The organism is Xanthomonas cucurbitae, assembly GCF_002939885.1.
Lineage (GTDB): Bacteria > Pseudomonadota > Gammaproteobacteria > Xanthomonadales > Xanthomonadaceae > Xanthomonas > Xanthomonas cucurbitae.
The window spans coordinates 187082-201660 of record NZ_MDED01000003.1 but is presented as its reverse complement, the minus strand read 5'-3'; the positions used below and the strand labels follow the sequence as shown (position 1 = coordinate 201660).

Annotated in this window: 14 protein-coding genes; 6 read left to right on the top strand and 8 right to left on the bottom strand. The window is 66.0% G+C overall.

Annotated features, from left to right (window positions below; translation table 11 throughout):
* Positions 1-44: 44 nt before the first annotated feature.
* Positions 45-1247 (top strand): formate-dependent phosphoribosylglycinamide formyltransferase, encoded by a 1203-nt coding sequence (gene purT / locus XcuCFBP2542_RS03225; RefSeq protein WP_104602175.1) that lies wholly within the window; start codon positions 45-47, stop codon positions 1245-1247.
* Between the two features lie 95 nt (positions 1248-1342).
* Here purT and XcuCFBP2542_RS03220 read toward each other — a convergent pair whose 3' ends face one another.
* Positions 1343-2602, bottom strand: coding sequence for an endonuclease/exonuclease/phosphatase family protein (locus tag XcuCFBP2542_RS03220; protein WP_425477979.1), 1260 nt, complete (start codon positions 2600-2602; stop codon positions 1343-1345).
* 22 nt (positions 2603-2624) lie between these two features.
* Positions 2625-3539 carry an arginyltransferase gene (locus tag XcuCFBP2542_RS03215; RefSeq protein WP_104602173.1) on the bottom strand — a complete coding sequence of 305 codons (915 nt, stop codon included), beginning with the start codon at positions 3537-3539 and terminating at the stop codon, positions 2625-2627.
* Here XcuCFBP2542_RS03215 and XcuCFBP2542_RS03210 point away from each other — a divergent pair.
* A complete protein-coding gene (locus XcuCFBP2542_RS03210) occupies positions 3430-4161 on the top strand; it encodes an EF-hand domain-containing protein (RefSeq protein WP_211292969.1) in 732 nt (243 codons plus the stop codon). The genes XcuCFBP2542_RS03215 and XcuCFBP2542_RS03210 overlap by 110 nt on opposite strands.
* Positions 4162-4398: 237 nt before the next feature.
* Here XcuCFBP2542_RS03210 and XcuCFBP2542_RS03205 read toward each other — a convergent pair whose 3' ends face one another.
* From XcuCFBP2542_RS03205 to uvrA, 5 genes are all read right to left on the bottom strand, one after another.
* A complete protein-coding gene (locus XcuCFBP2542_RS03205; RefSeq protein WP_104602172.1) occupies positions 4399-4902 on the bottom strand; it encodes a putative signal transducing protein in 504 nt (167 codons plus the stop codon).
* Between the two features lie 227 nt (positions 4903-5129).
* Positions 5130-6035 carry an acyl-CoA thioesterase II gene (tesB, locus tag XcuCFBP2542_RS03200; protein WP_104602171.1) on the bottom strand — a complete coding sequence of 302 codons (906 nt, stop codon included), beginning with the start codon at positions 6033-6035 and terminating at the stop codon, positions 5130-5132.
* Positions 6036-6109: 74 nt separating this feature from the next.
* A complete protein-coding gene (locus XcuCFBP2542_RS03195; protein WP_104602170.1) occupies positions 6110-6880 on the bottom strand; it encodes an enoyl-CoA hydratase/isomerase family protein in 771 nt (256 codons plus the stop codon).
* A 49-nt stretch (positions 6881-6929) separates the two neighbouring features.
* The gene (locus XcuCFBP2542_RS03190) at positions 6930-7334 is read right to left on the bottom strand and encodes an acyl-CoA thioesterase (protein WP_104602169.1); all 405 of its coding nucleotides are present in this window, start codon (positions 7332-7334) and stop codon (positions 6930-6932) included.
* A complete protein-coding gene (uvrA, locus tag XcuCFBP2542_RS03185) occupies positions 7331-10300 on the bottom strand; it encodes an excinuclease ABC subunit UvrA (RefSeq protein ID WP_104602168.1) in 2970 nt (989 codons plus the stop codon). Before uvrA ends, XcuCFBP2542_RS03190 begins: the two co-directional genes overlap by 4 nt.
* 291 nt (positions 10301-10591) lie before the next feature.
* Between uvrA and rplU the strand changes: the two genes are divergently transcribed.
* From rplU to obgE, 3 genes are all read left to right on the top strand, one after another.
* Positions 10592-10912 (top strand): 50S ribosomal protein L21, encoded by a 321-nt coding sequence (rplU, locus tag XcuCFBP2542_RS03180; RefSeq protein WP_104602167.1) that lies wholly within the window; start codon positions 10592-10594, stop codon positions 10910-10912.
* 12 nt (positions 10913-10924) lie between these two features.
* On the top strand, positions 10925-11185 hold the full coding sequence (gene rpmA, locus XcuCFBP2542_RS03175) for a 50S ribosomal protein L27 (protein WP_003484326.1): 261 nt from the start codon (positions 10925-10927) through the stop codon (positions 11183-11185).
* Between the two features lie 239 nt (positions 11186-11424).
* A complete protein-coding gene (obgE, locus tag XcuCFBP2542_RS03170) occupies positions 11425-12477 on the top strand; it encodes a GTPase ObgE (protein ID WP_104602166.1) in 1053 nt (350 codons plus the stop codon).
* A gap of 91 nt (positions 12478-12568) precedes the next feature.
* Here the strand turns inward: obgE and rpsT are convergent, their stop codons facing one another.
* Positions 12569-12838, bottom strand: coding sequence for a 30S ribosomal protein S20 (gene rpsT / locus XcuCFBP2542_RS03165; protein WP_002807888.1), 270 nt, complete (start codon positions 12836-12838; stop codon positions 12569-12571).
* A 116-nt stretch (positions 12839-12954) separates the two neighbouring features.
* Here rpsT and murJ point away from each other — a divergent pair, with 116 nt between their 5' ends.
* The gene (gene murJ / locus XcuCFBP2542_RS03160; RefSeq protein ID WP_104602165.1) at positions 12955-14559 is read left to right on the top strand and encodes a murein biosynthesis integral membrane protein MurJ; all 1605 of its coding nucleotides are present in this window, start codon (positions 12955-12957) and stop codon (positions 14557-14559) included.
* The last annotated feature ends 20 nt before the right edge of the window (positions 14560-14579 follow it).

Genomic DNA, 14579 nt, shown 5'->3' with positions numbered 1-14579 from the left:
CGGCCCGTTAAAATGGCCGCCCCCTTCGATCCGGATAACGCCCCATGACCACACTTGGCACTCCGTTGTCGCCTTCCGCCACCCGCGTGCTGCTACTGGGCTCAGGCGAACTGGGCAAGGAAGTGGCGATCGAGCTGCAGCGCTTCGGTGTGGAGGTGATCGCGGCCGACCGCTATGCGCATGCGCCGGCGATGCAGGTGGCGCATCGCTCGCACGTGCTGGACATGCTCGACCCCGTGGCACTGCGCGCGCTGATCGCCAGCGAGCGGCCGCATTTGATCGTGCCGGAGATCGAGGCGATCCATACCGAAACCCTGGTGGCGCTGGAACGCGAACAGGGCCAGAAGGTCATCCCCACCGCGCGCGCCGCACGCCTGACCATGGACCGCGAAGGCATCCGCCGTCTGGCCGCCGAAACGCTGGGTCTGCCAACCTCGCCATACCGCTTCGTCGACACCGCTGCCGAATATCGCGAGGCGATCGCTGCGGTTGGCCTGCCCTGCGTGGTCAAGCCGGTGATGTCCTCCTCCGGCAAGGGCCAGAGCACGCTGCGCAGCGAGGCCGATATCGATGCCGCGTGGGAGTACGCGCAGACCGGTGGGCGTGCCGGTGCCGGCCGTTGCATTGTCGAAGGCTTCATCGACTTCGATTACGAAATCACCTTGCTCACCGTGCGGCACGCTGGCGGCACCTCGTACTGCGACCCCATTGGCCACTGGCAGCAGGACGGCGATTACCGCGAGAGCTGGCAGCCGCAGCCGATGTCGGCCGCCGCATTGCGTTGCTCGCAACAGATCGCAAAAGCCATCACCGACGACCTCGGTGGCTGGGGCCTGTTCGGTGTGGAGCTGTTCGTCAAGGGCGACGAGGTGTGGTTCAGCGAAGTCTCGCCGCGCCCGCACGACACCGGGCTGGTCACGCTGGTCTCGCAGGACCTGAGCGAATTCGCGCTGCATGCCCGCGCGATTCTCGGCCTGCCGGTCGGCGCAGAAGACGGCGGTGTGATCCGCCAGGGCGGCCCGTCGGCTTCTTGCGCACTGTTGGCGCATGGCAACGGTGTGCCTGTGTTCGACTCGGTTGCCGATGCGCTGCGCGACCCGGACACCGCGCTGCGCCTGTTCGGCAAACCACGCGTGGATGGCCACCGCCGTGTCGGCGTGACGCTGGCGCGTGCCGGCAGCATCGACGACGCACGCGAGAAGGCGCGCGTGGCGGCTGCGGCGTTGACGATCCAGCTGCAGGGCTGATCGCCGCACGTGCCTGCGTCGGCCTACCAGGCAAGTGCGAAAAACGTAGACGGACCAGGAACTCGCCCTTCCGAATCCCGAATCCCCACTCCCGGCTACCAAACAACATCCACCCACACTGCGTGATGGTCACTGCCATCGGCAATCGCCGCTTCCGGCGCGCTGCTTGCCGGCCAGAAAATGCCGCTTCCAGCCAGGCTGAACTGGCGTGACGGCAGCACGTAGTCCAGGCGCATGGTGCCGGCCTGCGGGCCGAAGTCGCCGGTGACCTGGTGCGGGTCGCCGGCGTGCGTGATCCCTTGCGCGGCGTAGTGGGCGGTCTTTTCCGGACCACCGATGCTGAGCGGAGCGGGATACTGAAGAACGCGCGGGTGATCGATCAGCGCGCGGATCGCCTGGTGGCGGCCGGCGCCATCGACCGGATCGTTGTTCAAATCGCCCAGGATGACAAAGCGCGCATCGGCAGGCAGGCCGCCGCAGGTTCCGTTGTCGTCGCACAGCCAGCGCCGGCTGTCGTCCGCGTTGTCCAGATACGCGCGCCACAGGGCGAGCTCATCGTGGTTGCGTGCGGCGTTGCGTTTCTCCGCGCCATCGAACACCGGTGGAGTAGGGTGCGACACCAGCGCATGCACCACGCCCAGCGGCGTGCGTACCGGCACGTCCCAATGCGATTTGGACGATAGCCGCAGCTGCGCCCAGACCGCGTCGCTGTAAAACGAGGTCCGCGTGGTCGGATCGATCGGCCGCAGTGCACCCGGCAACGTGCTCCACTTCAAGAGCTGGAAACTGCGCACGGCCTGCGCATCGATGGGATACCGCGATAGCACCAGCATGCCGTACTGGCCTGGATGCAGGCCGAAGCCCCACGCATCGTTGCCGCGGCTGCGGCCATCGCCACCGACGCGGCCGCTGTTGTCCAGGTCCAATCCGCTCGGGACGCCGGTATTGACCGGTGCCAGATACCGGTACGGATAACGCAACGGCGTGCCACCACCCGGCTGCGCCACCTGCAGATACCGTTGCTGGAATAGATCGGCGGCGCGGTGCTGCGGATCGAAATCGAATTCGTTGAGCAGCACCAGGTCTGGGCGTACGCGTTGCAGCACGGCAGCGATCTTGCGCGCATGTGCGCTGTCGCCCTGTAGTTCGGCGATCAGGCCGCCCGCTTCGTTGGAATACAACGAAGTGTTATAGGTGGCGATGCGCAGTGGCGCTGTCGCCGGCTTGGCGGGCGATGGGTCGGATGTTGTCGTGGAGGAAGGCACGCGATGGTTGCAGGCGGCGCACAGCGCGGTCAGCGCGAGCAGCAGGAAGGGCTTTATCATCGTCCGATTCTCGCATGGCCAATGCGACAGGCCGATGGCGCCGTTTGGCGGCTCACGGGGCCGGCGCGCTGGCAGGCAATCCACGCCAGTGGCGGCCGTCGTAGGCTTCCAGCGCGTTGAAGCGGCGCTTGTAGTGCATCTTGGCGTGGCCGTCGATCCAGTAGCCCAGATAGACATGTGCGCGTCGCTCGCGCTGTGCCCACTGGATCTGCTGCAGGATGGCGAACGTCCCCAGGCTGCGTGCAGCCGCCTCGGGCGCATAGAACGTGTACACCGCCGAGAGGGCGTGTTCGGTGACATCGGTGACCGCCACGGCGAGCAATTCCCCAGGGCCATGCGCGACAGGCGCCTGGCGGATTTCCAGGAAGCGCCCGTGCGACCAGCCACCGATCAGGAACTGATCGAACTCGGTGGCGCCATGCGCGTCCATGCCGCCACCGGGATGGCGGTGCGTGAGATAGCGACGGTACAGCGCAAGCTGCTCGTCGCTGCGTTCGGCGGCAACCACGCGCACCACCAGGTCCTGGTTGCGCGCCAGGCAGCGGCGCTGGCTGCGATCAGGGTGGAACGCGTCCACCGCGATGCGCACCGGCACGCAGGCGCGGCAGCGTTCGCAATGCGGGCGGTAGACCAGATCGCCGGAGCGGCGGAATCCCCATGCCAGGGCCTGCGGATAGAGTGTTCCCAGTCGTGGGTCGTGCGGGTCCAGCACCAGGTCGCGCGCCTGGCGGTCCGACCAGTAGCCACAGGGATGCTCGCCGGTCTGGAACAGGCGCAGGTCGTCGCGGGTGTCGGCGTGGATGGCCATGCGCGCAGGATAGCGCCTGCGCGTCGCAACAGCGGCGACTGTCCGCCGGATGAATACGGCCGATGCCGGCGTCAACGCACGCGCTGACGGCACGTTGATGTGGGTGTTGGTGGCAGCGCACGGTGGATCCGGCGGCGCCACCCACGCGATGCGGCCCATGCAGGTGCCGCGTGTGGTTCCCACAGATCAGGAGTGTCTCATGACGTCCCGCAAACCCTTTCTTGCCCTGGCCGTGCTGGCCGCGCTGTCCACCGGCGCAGTCGTCGCCGCCACGCCGCCGGGATCCGGCGATGCGCCGCGTGCCGCCAAACTCGACAGCAATGGCGATGGCGTGATCGATCGCGGTGAAGCGGCCGCCAACCCGACGCTGGCCGCGCAGTTCGACACGCTGGACACCAACAAGGACGGCAAGCTCTCGCGCGATGAGCGCCCGCGCCACCGTGGCCCCGGGCGCGAAGGTCGCGGCGCGTGGCTGGCCAAGTTCGACACCAACAAGGACGGGCGCATCAGCCGCGAGGAGGCCAAGGCCGATCCGAAATTCGCTGCGCGCTTCGACCAGATGGACGTCAACAAGGATGGCTTTATCGATCGTGCCGACCGTGAGCTGCGCATGCAGCAGCATCGCGATGCGTGGTTTGCCAAGGCCGATACCGACAAGGACGGCAAGCTGAGCAAGGCCGAGTTCGATGCGGCTTCGAAATTGCGTGGCAAGCAGGGTCCGGGCGAGCCCGGCGGGCATGGCAAGCATCCACTGCCGGCCAGGCCTGCAGCGAGCAACTGATGCCGGCAACGCCCAGCCGTATCCCGGCGGTGTTGTCGCAGCCGGGGCAGCCGCCCGTCAGCAAGCAGTAGAGCGATAGCAACAGGTTAACAAGGCGCCGATCGACCGACGGCCTCCTGCGCAAGCAGGGGGCCGTTTCTACTGGCGTGCCGGTGAGCGCCTTGCAGCGCAGGTGATGCGTTGGCCGCAGTGCCAGCGAGCGTCCTGCATGAGGCCTGGTCACCGCAACCCGCCGGTTCAGCGCGCCGGCTGGATCCGCACGCGTACCTCGTCCTCGTCTGCCGGTGGCGTTGCATGCGGCGAGGGCTGCGACGCGGCGGGAGCTGGTTGCGCCCCCGGCGCCGGTGCGTTGCGATGGCGCATCACCACCACCATGGCCACCGCGCCGATCACCAGCAGCAATACCAGGCGGATGCGCCAGGCCCGGCTGCGCGCGCTGGCGCTGGAGCCGTTTTCGCCTTCGCGAAAGGTGTATTCCACGTTTGGCAGATCGCGGCGGGTAGTATCGAGCAACCGCGCGTCGCGCAGCAGGTCGCGCGCGCGCGGTTGATCGTTGGCGTGCACGATCCACACCGTGGGGTGTGCCTGCGCATTGCCCTGTTCAAGGTAGCTGAACTGGCCCCCGCGCTTGCTCTGATAGGAGCGGCCATTGCTGATGCGGATATCGATTCCGGCATCGCGCAATAGGTTGGCCACGCCTTCGGCGGTTTCGATACGTTGACTGCTGAAGATCTTGCGCATGGTGGAAAACGCCGTTGGGTCCGGAACAGATGGCGCCACTGCGACGCCGGTTCAAGATGCGTAGCGGGAATGCGGGGAAGTGCCAATGGTCGCGTGCGCTTCACGGGCATGCAGGCAAGCGTGCGGTCCGTGCAGCCCGCAAGGTGAAGGCTGGCGTTGCGTACCTTCTAGCGGTTCGGGAGATGCGGTGCCCAGGCGCCCCTCCGGTATCTGTGGCGCGCTGGCGCTTACCGCGTGGCCGGCACGGCGGCGGCGCTGCCATCGGGCACCACCCGGATCAGCCCTTCCTGCGTGGTGCTGGCCACCAGCACGCCGTCGCGCGTGAAGAACTGACCGCGCGCCAGGCCACGCGCGCCTTGCGCGGTGGGGCTGTCCAGCGCGTACAGCAGCCAGTCGTCGGTGCGGAACGGGCGATGGAACCACAGTGCGTGATCCAGCGAGGCCATCTGCACATTCGGCGTGTAGTAGCTGATGCCGTGCGGAAATGTGGAGGTACCCAGTAGCTGGAAATCCGAGGCATAGGCCAGCAGCGCCTGGTGCAGGCCGACGTCCTCGCCGATGGGATCGGTCAGGCGCAGCCACATCTGCTGGAACGGCGGGCGCTTGGGCGGCTTGAGTTCGTCGCGCGGGAACACATGGCGAAACTCGAACGGGCCACCGCGCGAAAGCCAGCGCTGCACTTTGGCCGGCAGCCTGGCCAGGACCTCCGGGGCCAGGGCGGCCGCAGGCTCGATGTCTTCCGGCGGTGGTACCACCGGCATCGCCGATTGGTGTTCGGCGCCATCTTCGTGTTCCTGGAACGAGGCCGCGCAGAAGAAGATCGCCTTGCCGTGCTGGATCGCGGTGACCCGACGCACCGAAAAACTGCCGCCATCGCGGGTGCGGTCGACGTCGTAGACGATGGGGTGGTCGATGTTGCCGGCACGCAGGAAATAGGCGTGCAGCGAGTGTGCCTGTCGGCCGTTGTCCACCGTGGCCTGCGCTGCCGCCAGCGCCTGGCCCAGCACCTGGCCACCGAACACGTATTTGGTGCCGATGTCGCGGCTTTGGCCACGAAACAGGTTGTCTTCCAGGCGCTCCAGCGACAACAGGCTGATGAGTTCGGAGACCACGGGTTCGGCGTTGGCGGACAAGGGGCTGGCCTGGGGCGTGCGATGGGCCGCGATTATAGCGGGCCGCCGGGCGCTCGCCCGTGGCGTGGCCGCGCTCAGGCCTTGTGCAGGCGCGCCACCAGGCGGTGCAGCGCGGCCTGCGCATCCGGGGCGTACCAGCCATCTACGAAGCGCTCCAGTTGAATCAGCTCCGGGGCCAGTGCCGCGCGCAGGTCCGCGCGCGCCACCGCGCGCGTGGCCAGCATCGGCTGGCGCGGTAGCTGCAGCAGGGCGTGCAGCCAGGCCACCGCGCGCGCGGTGACCAGTTCACCATCGACCAGTTCGTCCACCAGGCCGATCTGCACCGCTTGTTCGGCCGGCAGCAGCTGCCCGGCGATCAGCAGGCGTTCGGCACGGTGCGCGCCCACTACCCGGCGCAGCAGGCGCTGGATGCCCTCCGGTGCCGCCAGGCCCACCTGCACTTCGTTCAAGCCGATCGCATACGGTTTGGCGGTGTCGGCGCTGCGCGCCATCACCCGGTAATCGCAGCACAGCGCCAATACGCAGCCACCGGCCGGCGCATGCCCGCCGATCGCCGCCACCACTGGAATCGGACTGTTAACCAGCGCCTGGGCAGCGTCGAAGAACGCCGTCCAACTGGCCAGCAGCGCGGCGCGGTCGGTGCCGTGCGCCAGCAGTTGCGGCACATCCATGCCGCCGGAAAAGATCCGCTCCCCGCCCGACAGCACGATGCCATCGGCTTCACTGCCGGCCTGTCGCACCGCCGCGCCCAGCGCCTGGCACAGCGCACTGTCCAAGGCATTGACCGGCGGACGTGTCAGGCGCAGCTCGCGCAGACGGCCATGGTCCAGGATCTGGATGCTCATTCGGAACTCCTTGAGGTCGGGTCACGCCTGCCGGCAGTGCCGTTCTGGCTCAGCTGCAGGCGCTGCGCACCGCGTCCGGAAGTGCAGCACTCTTGCCGGTCTGGGTGTCGATCCACACCACCACCACGTTGCCGTCCGAATACAGCACGGCGTCGTCCTTCTGGTCGACGATGCGGTGGCCGATGGTGATGCTGCTGCTGCCCAGGCGTTCGACCAACAGTTCCACCACGATATCGTTGGGCCAGACCAGCGGGCGCTTGTAGTTGACGTTGGTCGCCGCCACCACCGGTGCAATCGGGTCGGTCATCGACACGCCTTGCACGCCCAACATCCAGCGCACGCGCGCCTCTTCCAGGTAGGAAATGTATTTGGCGTTGTTGACGTGGCCCATGCTGTCCATGTCGCGCCAGCGCACGCTGATCGGGACGCGTGCCAGCACCTTGTGTTCGCTCATCGGCTTGCCTTCTTGTTCGCAGTTTTCTTGGTGGCGGACTTGGCGACCTTGGCCACCTTCTCCGGTTTGACCTTGCGCGGCGGGCGCGCGTCGGGCTTGTTGGCCACGGCGGCCGGACGCGTCTGGCGCGCCGTCACCGACGGCAGCATCTTGGCCAGGAAGTGTCCCGTATAGGACGTTGGTTCGGCAGCCACGTCTTCCGGCGTGCCGGACACCAGCACGGTGCCACCGCGGTGGCCACCTTCCGGGCCCAGGTCCACGATCCAGTCGGCGGTCTTGATGACATCCAGATTGTGTTCGATCACCACCACCGTGTTGCCCTCGTCGCGCAGCTTGTGCAGCACGCCGAGCAAGGCTTCGATGTCGTGGAAATGCAGGCCGGTGGTCGGCTCGTCGAGGATGTACAGGGTGCGCCCGGTATCGCGCCGCGACAGTTCCTTGGACAGCTTGACGCGTTGCGCCTCGCCGCCGGACAAGGTGGTCGCGCTCTGGCCCAGCTTGATGTAGCTCAGGCCCACGTCCACCAGCGTTTCCAGCTTGCGCGCGATCGATGGCACCGGTTCGAACAGGCACAGTGCATCTTCCACGGTCATCTGCAACACGTCGTTGATGGTGTAGCCCTTGTACAAAATCTCCAGCGTCTCGCGGTTATAGCGCTTGCCGTGGCACACATCGCAGGGCACGTACACGTCCGGCAGGAAGTGCATCTCCACCTTGATGAGGCCATCGCCCTGGCAGGCTTCGCAGCGACCGCCGCGAACATTGAAGCTGAAACGCCCGGGCGAATAGCCGCGTGCGCGCGCTTCCGGTACTTGGGCATACAGTTCGCGCAGCGGCGTGAACAGTCCGGTGTAGGTGGCCGGGTTGGAGCGCGGCGTGCGCCCGATCGGCGACTGGTCGATATCCACCACCTTGTCGAACAGGTCGAGATTCTCGATCTCCCGGTAGGCCGCCACCGGATGCGAGGCGCCATTGATCTCGTTGGCGGCCAGCGAGAACAAGGTGTCGTTGATCAGCGTGGACTTGCCCGAGCCGGACACGCCGGTGATGCAGGTCAGCAGCCCGGCCGGAATATCCAGGTCGACGTTCTTGAGATTGTTGCCGGTGGCCCCGCGTAGATGCAGCATCATCTTCGGGTTGGGCTTGTGGCGTTGCTTGGGAATCTCGATGCGTCGCTTGCCCGACAGGTATTGCCCGGTCAGCGAGCGTGGCGATTCCAGAATGTCCTTCAAGGTGCCTTGCGCGCAGATCTCGCCGCCATGCACGCCAGCGCCGGGGCCGATGTCCAGCACATGGTCGGCCAGGCGAATCGCATCTTCGTCGTGTTCGACCACGATCACGGTGTTACCCAGGTCGCGCAGCCGGGTCAGCGTGCCCAGCAGGCGTTCGTTGTCGCGCTGGTGCAGGCCGATCGACGGTTCGTCCAGCACATACATCACGCCGACCAGGCCGGCGCCGATCTGGCTGGCTAATCGAATCCGCTGCGCTTCGCCGCCGGACAAGGTGTCGGCCTTGCGCTCCAGGGTGAGGTAATCCAGGCCCACGTCGACCAGGAAGCCCAACCGCTCGGCGATCTCCTTGACGATCTTGGCCGCGATTTCGCCACGCCAGCCCGGCAGCGACAGGCCCTGGAAAAAGCCCAGCGCCTCGTTGACCGGCAGCACCACCAGCTCGGGCAGCGGGCGATCGGCCACGAACACATTGCGTGCGGCGCGATTGAGGCGGGTGCCGTTGCAGGCCGGGCAGGGCTGTTGGCTGACGTACTTGGTCAGCTCCTCGCGCACGGCCGGCGACTCGGTTTCGCGGTAGCGCCGTTCCAGGTTCGGCAGGATGCCTTCGAAGCGGTGCTTGCGCGTGGTGCGCCCGCCCGCATCGGTGAAGTAGGTGAAGTTGATGACCTCATCGCCGCTGCCGAACAGCACCGCCTGGCGCACCTTGGCCGGCAGCGTATTCCACACCGCATCCACGTCGAACTTGTAGTGCCTGGCCAGCGAGGCAATCAGCTGGAAGTAGTAGGCATTGCGCCGGTCCCAGCCGCGCACCGCACCGGCCGACAACGACAGCTCCGGATGCACCACCACCCGGTCCGGGTCGAAGAACTCGGCCACGCCCAGGCCATCGCAGCTCGGGCAGGCGCCCACTGGCGCGTTGAACGAAAACAGCCGCGGTTCCAGCTCCGGTAGCGAGTAGTCGCACACCGGGCAGCTGTACTTGGAGGAGAACAGATGCGGCGCTGCAGCCGGGTCATCCAGCGACTGCACCGCCACCATGCCTTCGCCCAGCTTGAGCGCGGTTTCGAAACTTTCTGCCAGGCGCTGCTTGATGTCTTCGCGCGGACGGAAGCGGTCGATCACCGCTTCGATGGTGTGCTTCTGGCGCAGTGCCAGCGCTGGCACCGCATCGATCTCGTACAGCTCGCCGTCCACGCGCACGCGCACGAAGCCTTGCGCGCGCAGTTGTTCGAACACCTGCGCATGCTCGCCCTTGCGGTCGCGGATCACCGGCGCCAGCAGCATGTAGCGCTGTTCCTGGTCCTGGCTGAGCATGTGGTCGACCATCTGGCTGACGGTCTGCGCCTCCAGCGGGAAGCCGTGGTCCGGGCAACGCGGCTGGCCCACGCGTGCGTACAGCAGGCGCAGGTAGTCGTAGATTTCGGTGATGGTGCCCACGGTGGAGCGCGGGTTGTGCGAGGTGGACTTCTGCTCGATCGAGATGGCCGGGGACAGGCCTTCGATGTGGTCCAGGTCCGGCTTTTCCATCACGCTGAGAAACTGGCGCGCATACGCCGACAGCGACTCGACGTAGCGGCGCTGGCCTTCTGCGTAGATGGTGTCGAACGCCAACGACGACTTGCCCGAGCCGGACAGGCCGGTAATCACGATCAGTTTGTCGCGAGGCAGGTCGAGGTCGATGTTCTTGAGGTTGTGCGTCCGCGCGCCGCGGATGCGGATGAAATCCATCGCCATGGGGGATCCGATGTCGGGCCGGCGAACCGGCGGTGATGCGAGCGTGCTCAGCAGGAATGAGTGGCAGTCGATCAGCCTACCCGCCGACCTAGATGAGGGCAATTGCCCCAAATGCCAGTCTGCCGGGGCCGTTGTGGCGGCCGGATGATGCGTTCCACGGCCCGGGTCGGGCCTGCTGCCGCAGCGGTGCTTGCGGGTTGACCCGAAACCCGTTAGGCCAGTACAATCCCGCTCCTGTCTGCCCCATGGGCAAGTCAGGCGACCATAATAACTACAGAGGAACACCTGGTCATGTACGCAGTTCTGGTAACCGGCGGTAAGCAATACCGCGTCGCGCAGGGCGAAACGCTCCGTGTGGAAAAGTTCGAAGTCGAAGCAGGCAACGAGATCAAGTTCGACACCATCCTGATGCTGGGCGACAGCGATGGCATCAAGCTGGGCGATGCGCTGAAGGGCGCCTCGGTCACCGCCAAGGTCGTGGCCCACGGCCGCGCCGACAAGGTGCGCATCATCAAGTTCCGTCGCCGCAAGCACCACATGAAGCGTCAGGGACACCGTCAGCACTACACCGAAATCGAGATCACCGGCATCGCCGGTGGCGACAAGAAGTAAGGAGAACCAGTCATGGCACATAAAAAGGGCGTAGGTTCCTCGCGCAACGGTCGCGATTCCAACCCGAAGTACCTCGGCGTGAAGATCTTCGGTGGCCAGGCCATCGACGCCGGCAACATCATCGTGCGTCAGCGCGGCACCCAGTTCCATCCGGGCGCCGGCGTCGGCCTGGGTCGTGACCACACGCTGTTTGCGCTGGTCGACGGCAAGGTGGAGTTCTCCACCAAGGGTCCGAAGAAGCGTCGCACCGTCAGCGTGGTTGCCGAGGCGTAATCGCCCGCGCCATGCAGGCCAGTCCGTCAGGCATCGCTGCCCGGCGAACGAGACGGAAAGCCCCGCTTCGGCGGGGTTTTGCGTTTGAAGGCCGGGAATCGGGAATGGGGAATCGGAAAAGCGGTTCTGCACCCCGACCGGATTCTGCAGCCATGCCGGCGAGCCGTCTTGCTGGCAGGAGGCGGACATTCGCTGTGCCGATTCCCCATTCCCCATTCCCCATTCCCGGTTGTCATCCCATGAAGTTAGTCGACGAAGCAGAAATCCTGGTCACCGCCGGTAATGGCGGCAATGGCTGTGTCGGCTTTCGCCGCGAGAAGTTCATTCCGCTGGGTGGGCCGGATGGTGGCGATGGGGGTGCCGGTGGCAGCGTGTGGATCGTGGCCAATGAGAACGTCAATACCCTGGTCGACTTCCGCCATGAGCGCACCTTCAAGGCGCAGCGCGGCGAGAACGGCATGGGCCGCCAGGCCTACGGCAAGGGTGGCGAGGATCGCGTCATCGTGGTGCCGGTCGGCACCGTGGTCATCAATGTACAGACCGACGAAGTGATCGGCGACCTGATCCAGCACGGCGATCGCCTGCTGGTGGCCAAGGGCGGCAAGGGCGGTCTGGGCAACATGCATTTCAAGAGTTCGGTCAACCGCGCGCCGCGCCAGTCCACCACCGGCGAAGAGGGCGAGGAGCGGCTGCTGAAGCTGGAACTCAAGCTGCTGGCCGATGTGGGCCTGCTGGGCTTCCCTAACGCCGGCAAGAGCACATTGATTCGCGCGGTGTCCTCGGCGACGCCAAAGGTGGCCGACTATCCTTTCACTACGCTGTATCCGAATCTGGGCGTGGTCAGTGTGGAGGCCTATCGCAGCTTCGTGATCGCCGACGTGCCGGGCCTGATCGAGGGTGCCGCCGATGGCGCCGGCCTGGGCACGCAGTTCCTGCGCCATCTGCAGCGCACCCGCCTGCTGCTGCATCTGGTGGATATGGCGCCGATGGATGGTGGCGTGGACGGTGTGTCGCCGGCCGACCAGGTGCGCACCCTCGAACGCGAGCTCGAACGGCATGATCCCGAGTTGCTGAAGAAGCCGCGCTGGCTGGTGCTCAACAAGGCCGACCTGATGTTCGAGGACGAGGCGCGCGCCGCTGCCGAGGCCATCGTGGCCGAACTGGGCTGGACGGCGCCGTGGTATCTGGTCTCGGCGCTGGGCCGCGACGGCACCTTCCCGATCATGAAGGACGTGATGGCGTTCTTCGATCGTCAGCGCGAGGACGAGCTCGAGGCACGCAATGCAGGCTGAGTGCGCACACGCACACACAAAAAACCCGGCCAAGGCCGGGTTTTTCTGTGCCACCGGAAGCCAGGCTTCCGGCGACGTTGCAGCTGATCGCTTACGCGGCCTTGATGGCCTTGATGCGCGCGGTCAGGCGGCTCTTGTGACGGGCAGCCTTGTTCTTGTGAATCAGGCCGCGGGCGCTGAAACGGTCGAGGATCGGCTGTGCAACGGCGAAAGCGGCTTCGGCGCCTGCAGCATCGTTGGCGTCAAGGGCCTTGATCACCTTCTTGACGGCGGTGCGCAGCATCGAGCGCTGTCCGGTGTTGCGCTCATTGCGCACAACGGTCTGCTTGGCGCGCTTCTTGGCGGACTTGATATTGGCCACGGTGGTGGTTTCCTGAAAAATCGGTGTGGTGGAAAAAGCAAGCGCGAAAGTATGATGGACCCAGATATGTACGTCAAGTCAGTTGTCAAGAGGGATCACCCATGAGCACACCCCGCATGGTGAGGGGTCTGCTCTCGTTCAGCAGCATGACCATGGTCTCGCGGGTGCTGGGGCTGGTACGTGACCAGGTCATCACCACTACGTTCGGCACCAATGCGGTGACCGATGCATTCTGGGTGGCCTTCCGGGTCCCCAATTTCCTGCGTCGGCTATTTGCCGAAGGGTCCTTCGCCACTGCCTTTGTGCCGGTGTTTACCGAAGTCAAGGAGACCCGCCCGCATGCGGAGCTGCGCGAGCTGATGGCGCGCGTGGCCGGTACCCTGGGCGGGGTGCTGCTGCTGGTCACCGCGCTGGCACTGATCTTCGCCCCGCAGCTGGCCACGCTGTTCTCCAGTGGAGTGGATACGGACCCGGCCAAGCATGGCCTGCTGGTGGATCTGTTTCGTTTGACCTTCCCGTTCCTGCTGTTCGTCTCGCTGACCGCGCTCGCTGGCGGGGCGCTCAACAGTTTCCAGAAGTTCGCCATGCCGGCGCTGACCCCGGTGATCCTCAACCTGTGCATGATCGCCGGGGCGGTGTGGCTGGCGCCGCGGTTGGGCGGGACGCCGGAGAAACAGATCCTTGCGCTGGGCTGGGCGGTGCTGGCGGCGGGCATGCTGCAGTTGCTGTTCCAGCTGCCTTCGCTCAAAGGCATCCATCTGTTGACCCTGCCGCGCTGGGGCTGGCGGCATCCGGGCGTACGCAAGGTGCTGACCCTGATGGTGCCGACCCTGTTCGGCTCTTCGGTGGCGCAGATCAACCTGCTGCTGGACACCGTCATCGCCGCCAGGCTGATCGACGGCTCGCAGTCGTGGCTGTCGCTGGCCGACCGTTTCCTGGAGCTGCCGCTGGGCGTGTTTGGCGTGGCATTGGGCACGGTGATCCTGCCGGCGTTGGCGCGGCATCACGTCAAGACCGACCGCGCCGCGTTTTCTGGCGCACTGGACTGGGGCTTCCGGACCACCTTGCTGATCGCCATGCCGGCGATGCTGGGGTTGTTGTTGCTGGCCGAGCCGCTGGTGGCAACGTTGTTCCAGTACCGCCAGTTCACTGCCTTCGATACCCGGATGACGGCGATGTCGGTGTACGGGCTGAGCTTCGGCCTGCCGGCGTACGCGATGCTCAAGGTGGTGCTGCCGGCGTTCTATGCGCGCCAGGATACCCGCACCCCGGTGCGCGCCGGCGTGGCGGCGCTGGTAGCCAATATGGTCTTCAACGTCGTGTTGCTGGCAGTGCTGTACCAGCTCATGGTGCCGCCCGAGCTCAAGGCGCAGGGCGTGATGCAGGCGCTGGGCAAGCAGCCGGGGCTGCACCTGGCGCTGGGAATTGCCAGTGCGCTGTCGAGCTATCTCAACCTGGGGTTGCTGTGGTATTGGCTGGGCAAATCTGGCGTGTACCAGCGCCGGCCGGGCTGGGGCGGCTATGTGCTGCGTCTGGCGCTGGCGTGTGCGGCGATGGGCGTGGTGCTGTTGGGCCTGTTGTGGTGGTTGCCGTCGTTCACCGGGATGGACAAATGGCAGCGGATCGGTTGGCTGGCGGTGCTGGTTGGCAGTGGCGGGCTCACCTACGTGATGGCGCAGCTGGCGCTGGGCTTGCGGCCACGGCATCTGCGCGAGAGCTGAGTGTGGATTTCGAGTTCTGC

Coding starts and splice junctions, on each gene's coding strand:
- purT (WP_104602175.1), top strand. CDS start 45: ATGACCACACTTGGCACTCCGTTGTCGCCTTCCGCCACCCGCGTGCTG.
- XcuCFBP2542_RS03210 (WP_211292969.1), top strand. CDS start 3,430: ATGAATACGGCCGATGCCGGCGTCAACGCACGCGCTGACGGCACGTTG.
- XcuCFBP2542_RS03215 (WP_104602173.1), bottom strand. CDS start 3,539: ATGGGCCGCATCGCGTGGGTGGCGCCGCCGGATCCACCGTGCGCTGCC.
- XcuCFBP2542_RS03205 (WP_104602172.1), bottom strand. CDS start 4,902: ATGCGCAAGATCTTCAGCAGTCAACGTATCGAAACCGCCGAAGGCGTG.
- XcuCFBP2542_RS03195 (WP_104602170.1), bottom strand. CDS start 6,880: ATGAGCATCCAGATCCTGGACCATGGCCGTCTGCGCGAGCTGCGCCTG.
- XcuCFBP2542_RS03190 (WP_104602169.1), bottom strand. CDS start 7,334: ATGAGCGAACACAAGGTGCTGGCACGCGTCCCGATCAGCGTGCGCTGG.
- uvrA (WP_104602168.1), bottom strand. CDS start 10,300: ATGGCGATGGATTTCATCCGCATCCGCGGCGCGCGGACGCACAACCTC.
- rplU (WP_104602167.1), top strand. CDS start 10,592: ATGTACGCAGTTCTGGTAACCGGCGGTAAGCAATACCGCGTCGCGCAG.
- rpmA (WP_003484326.1), top strand. CDS start 10,925: ATGGCACATAAAAAGGGCGTAGGTTCCTCGCGCAACGGTCGCGATTCC.
- obgE (WP_104602166.1), top strand. CDS start 11,425: ATGAAGTTAGTCGACGAAGCAGAAATCCTGGTCACCGCCGGTAATGGC.
- murJ (WP_104602165.1), top strand. CDS start 12,955: ATGGTGAGGGGTCTGCTCTCGTTCAGCAGCATGACCATGGTCTCGCGG.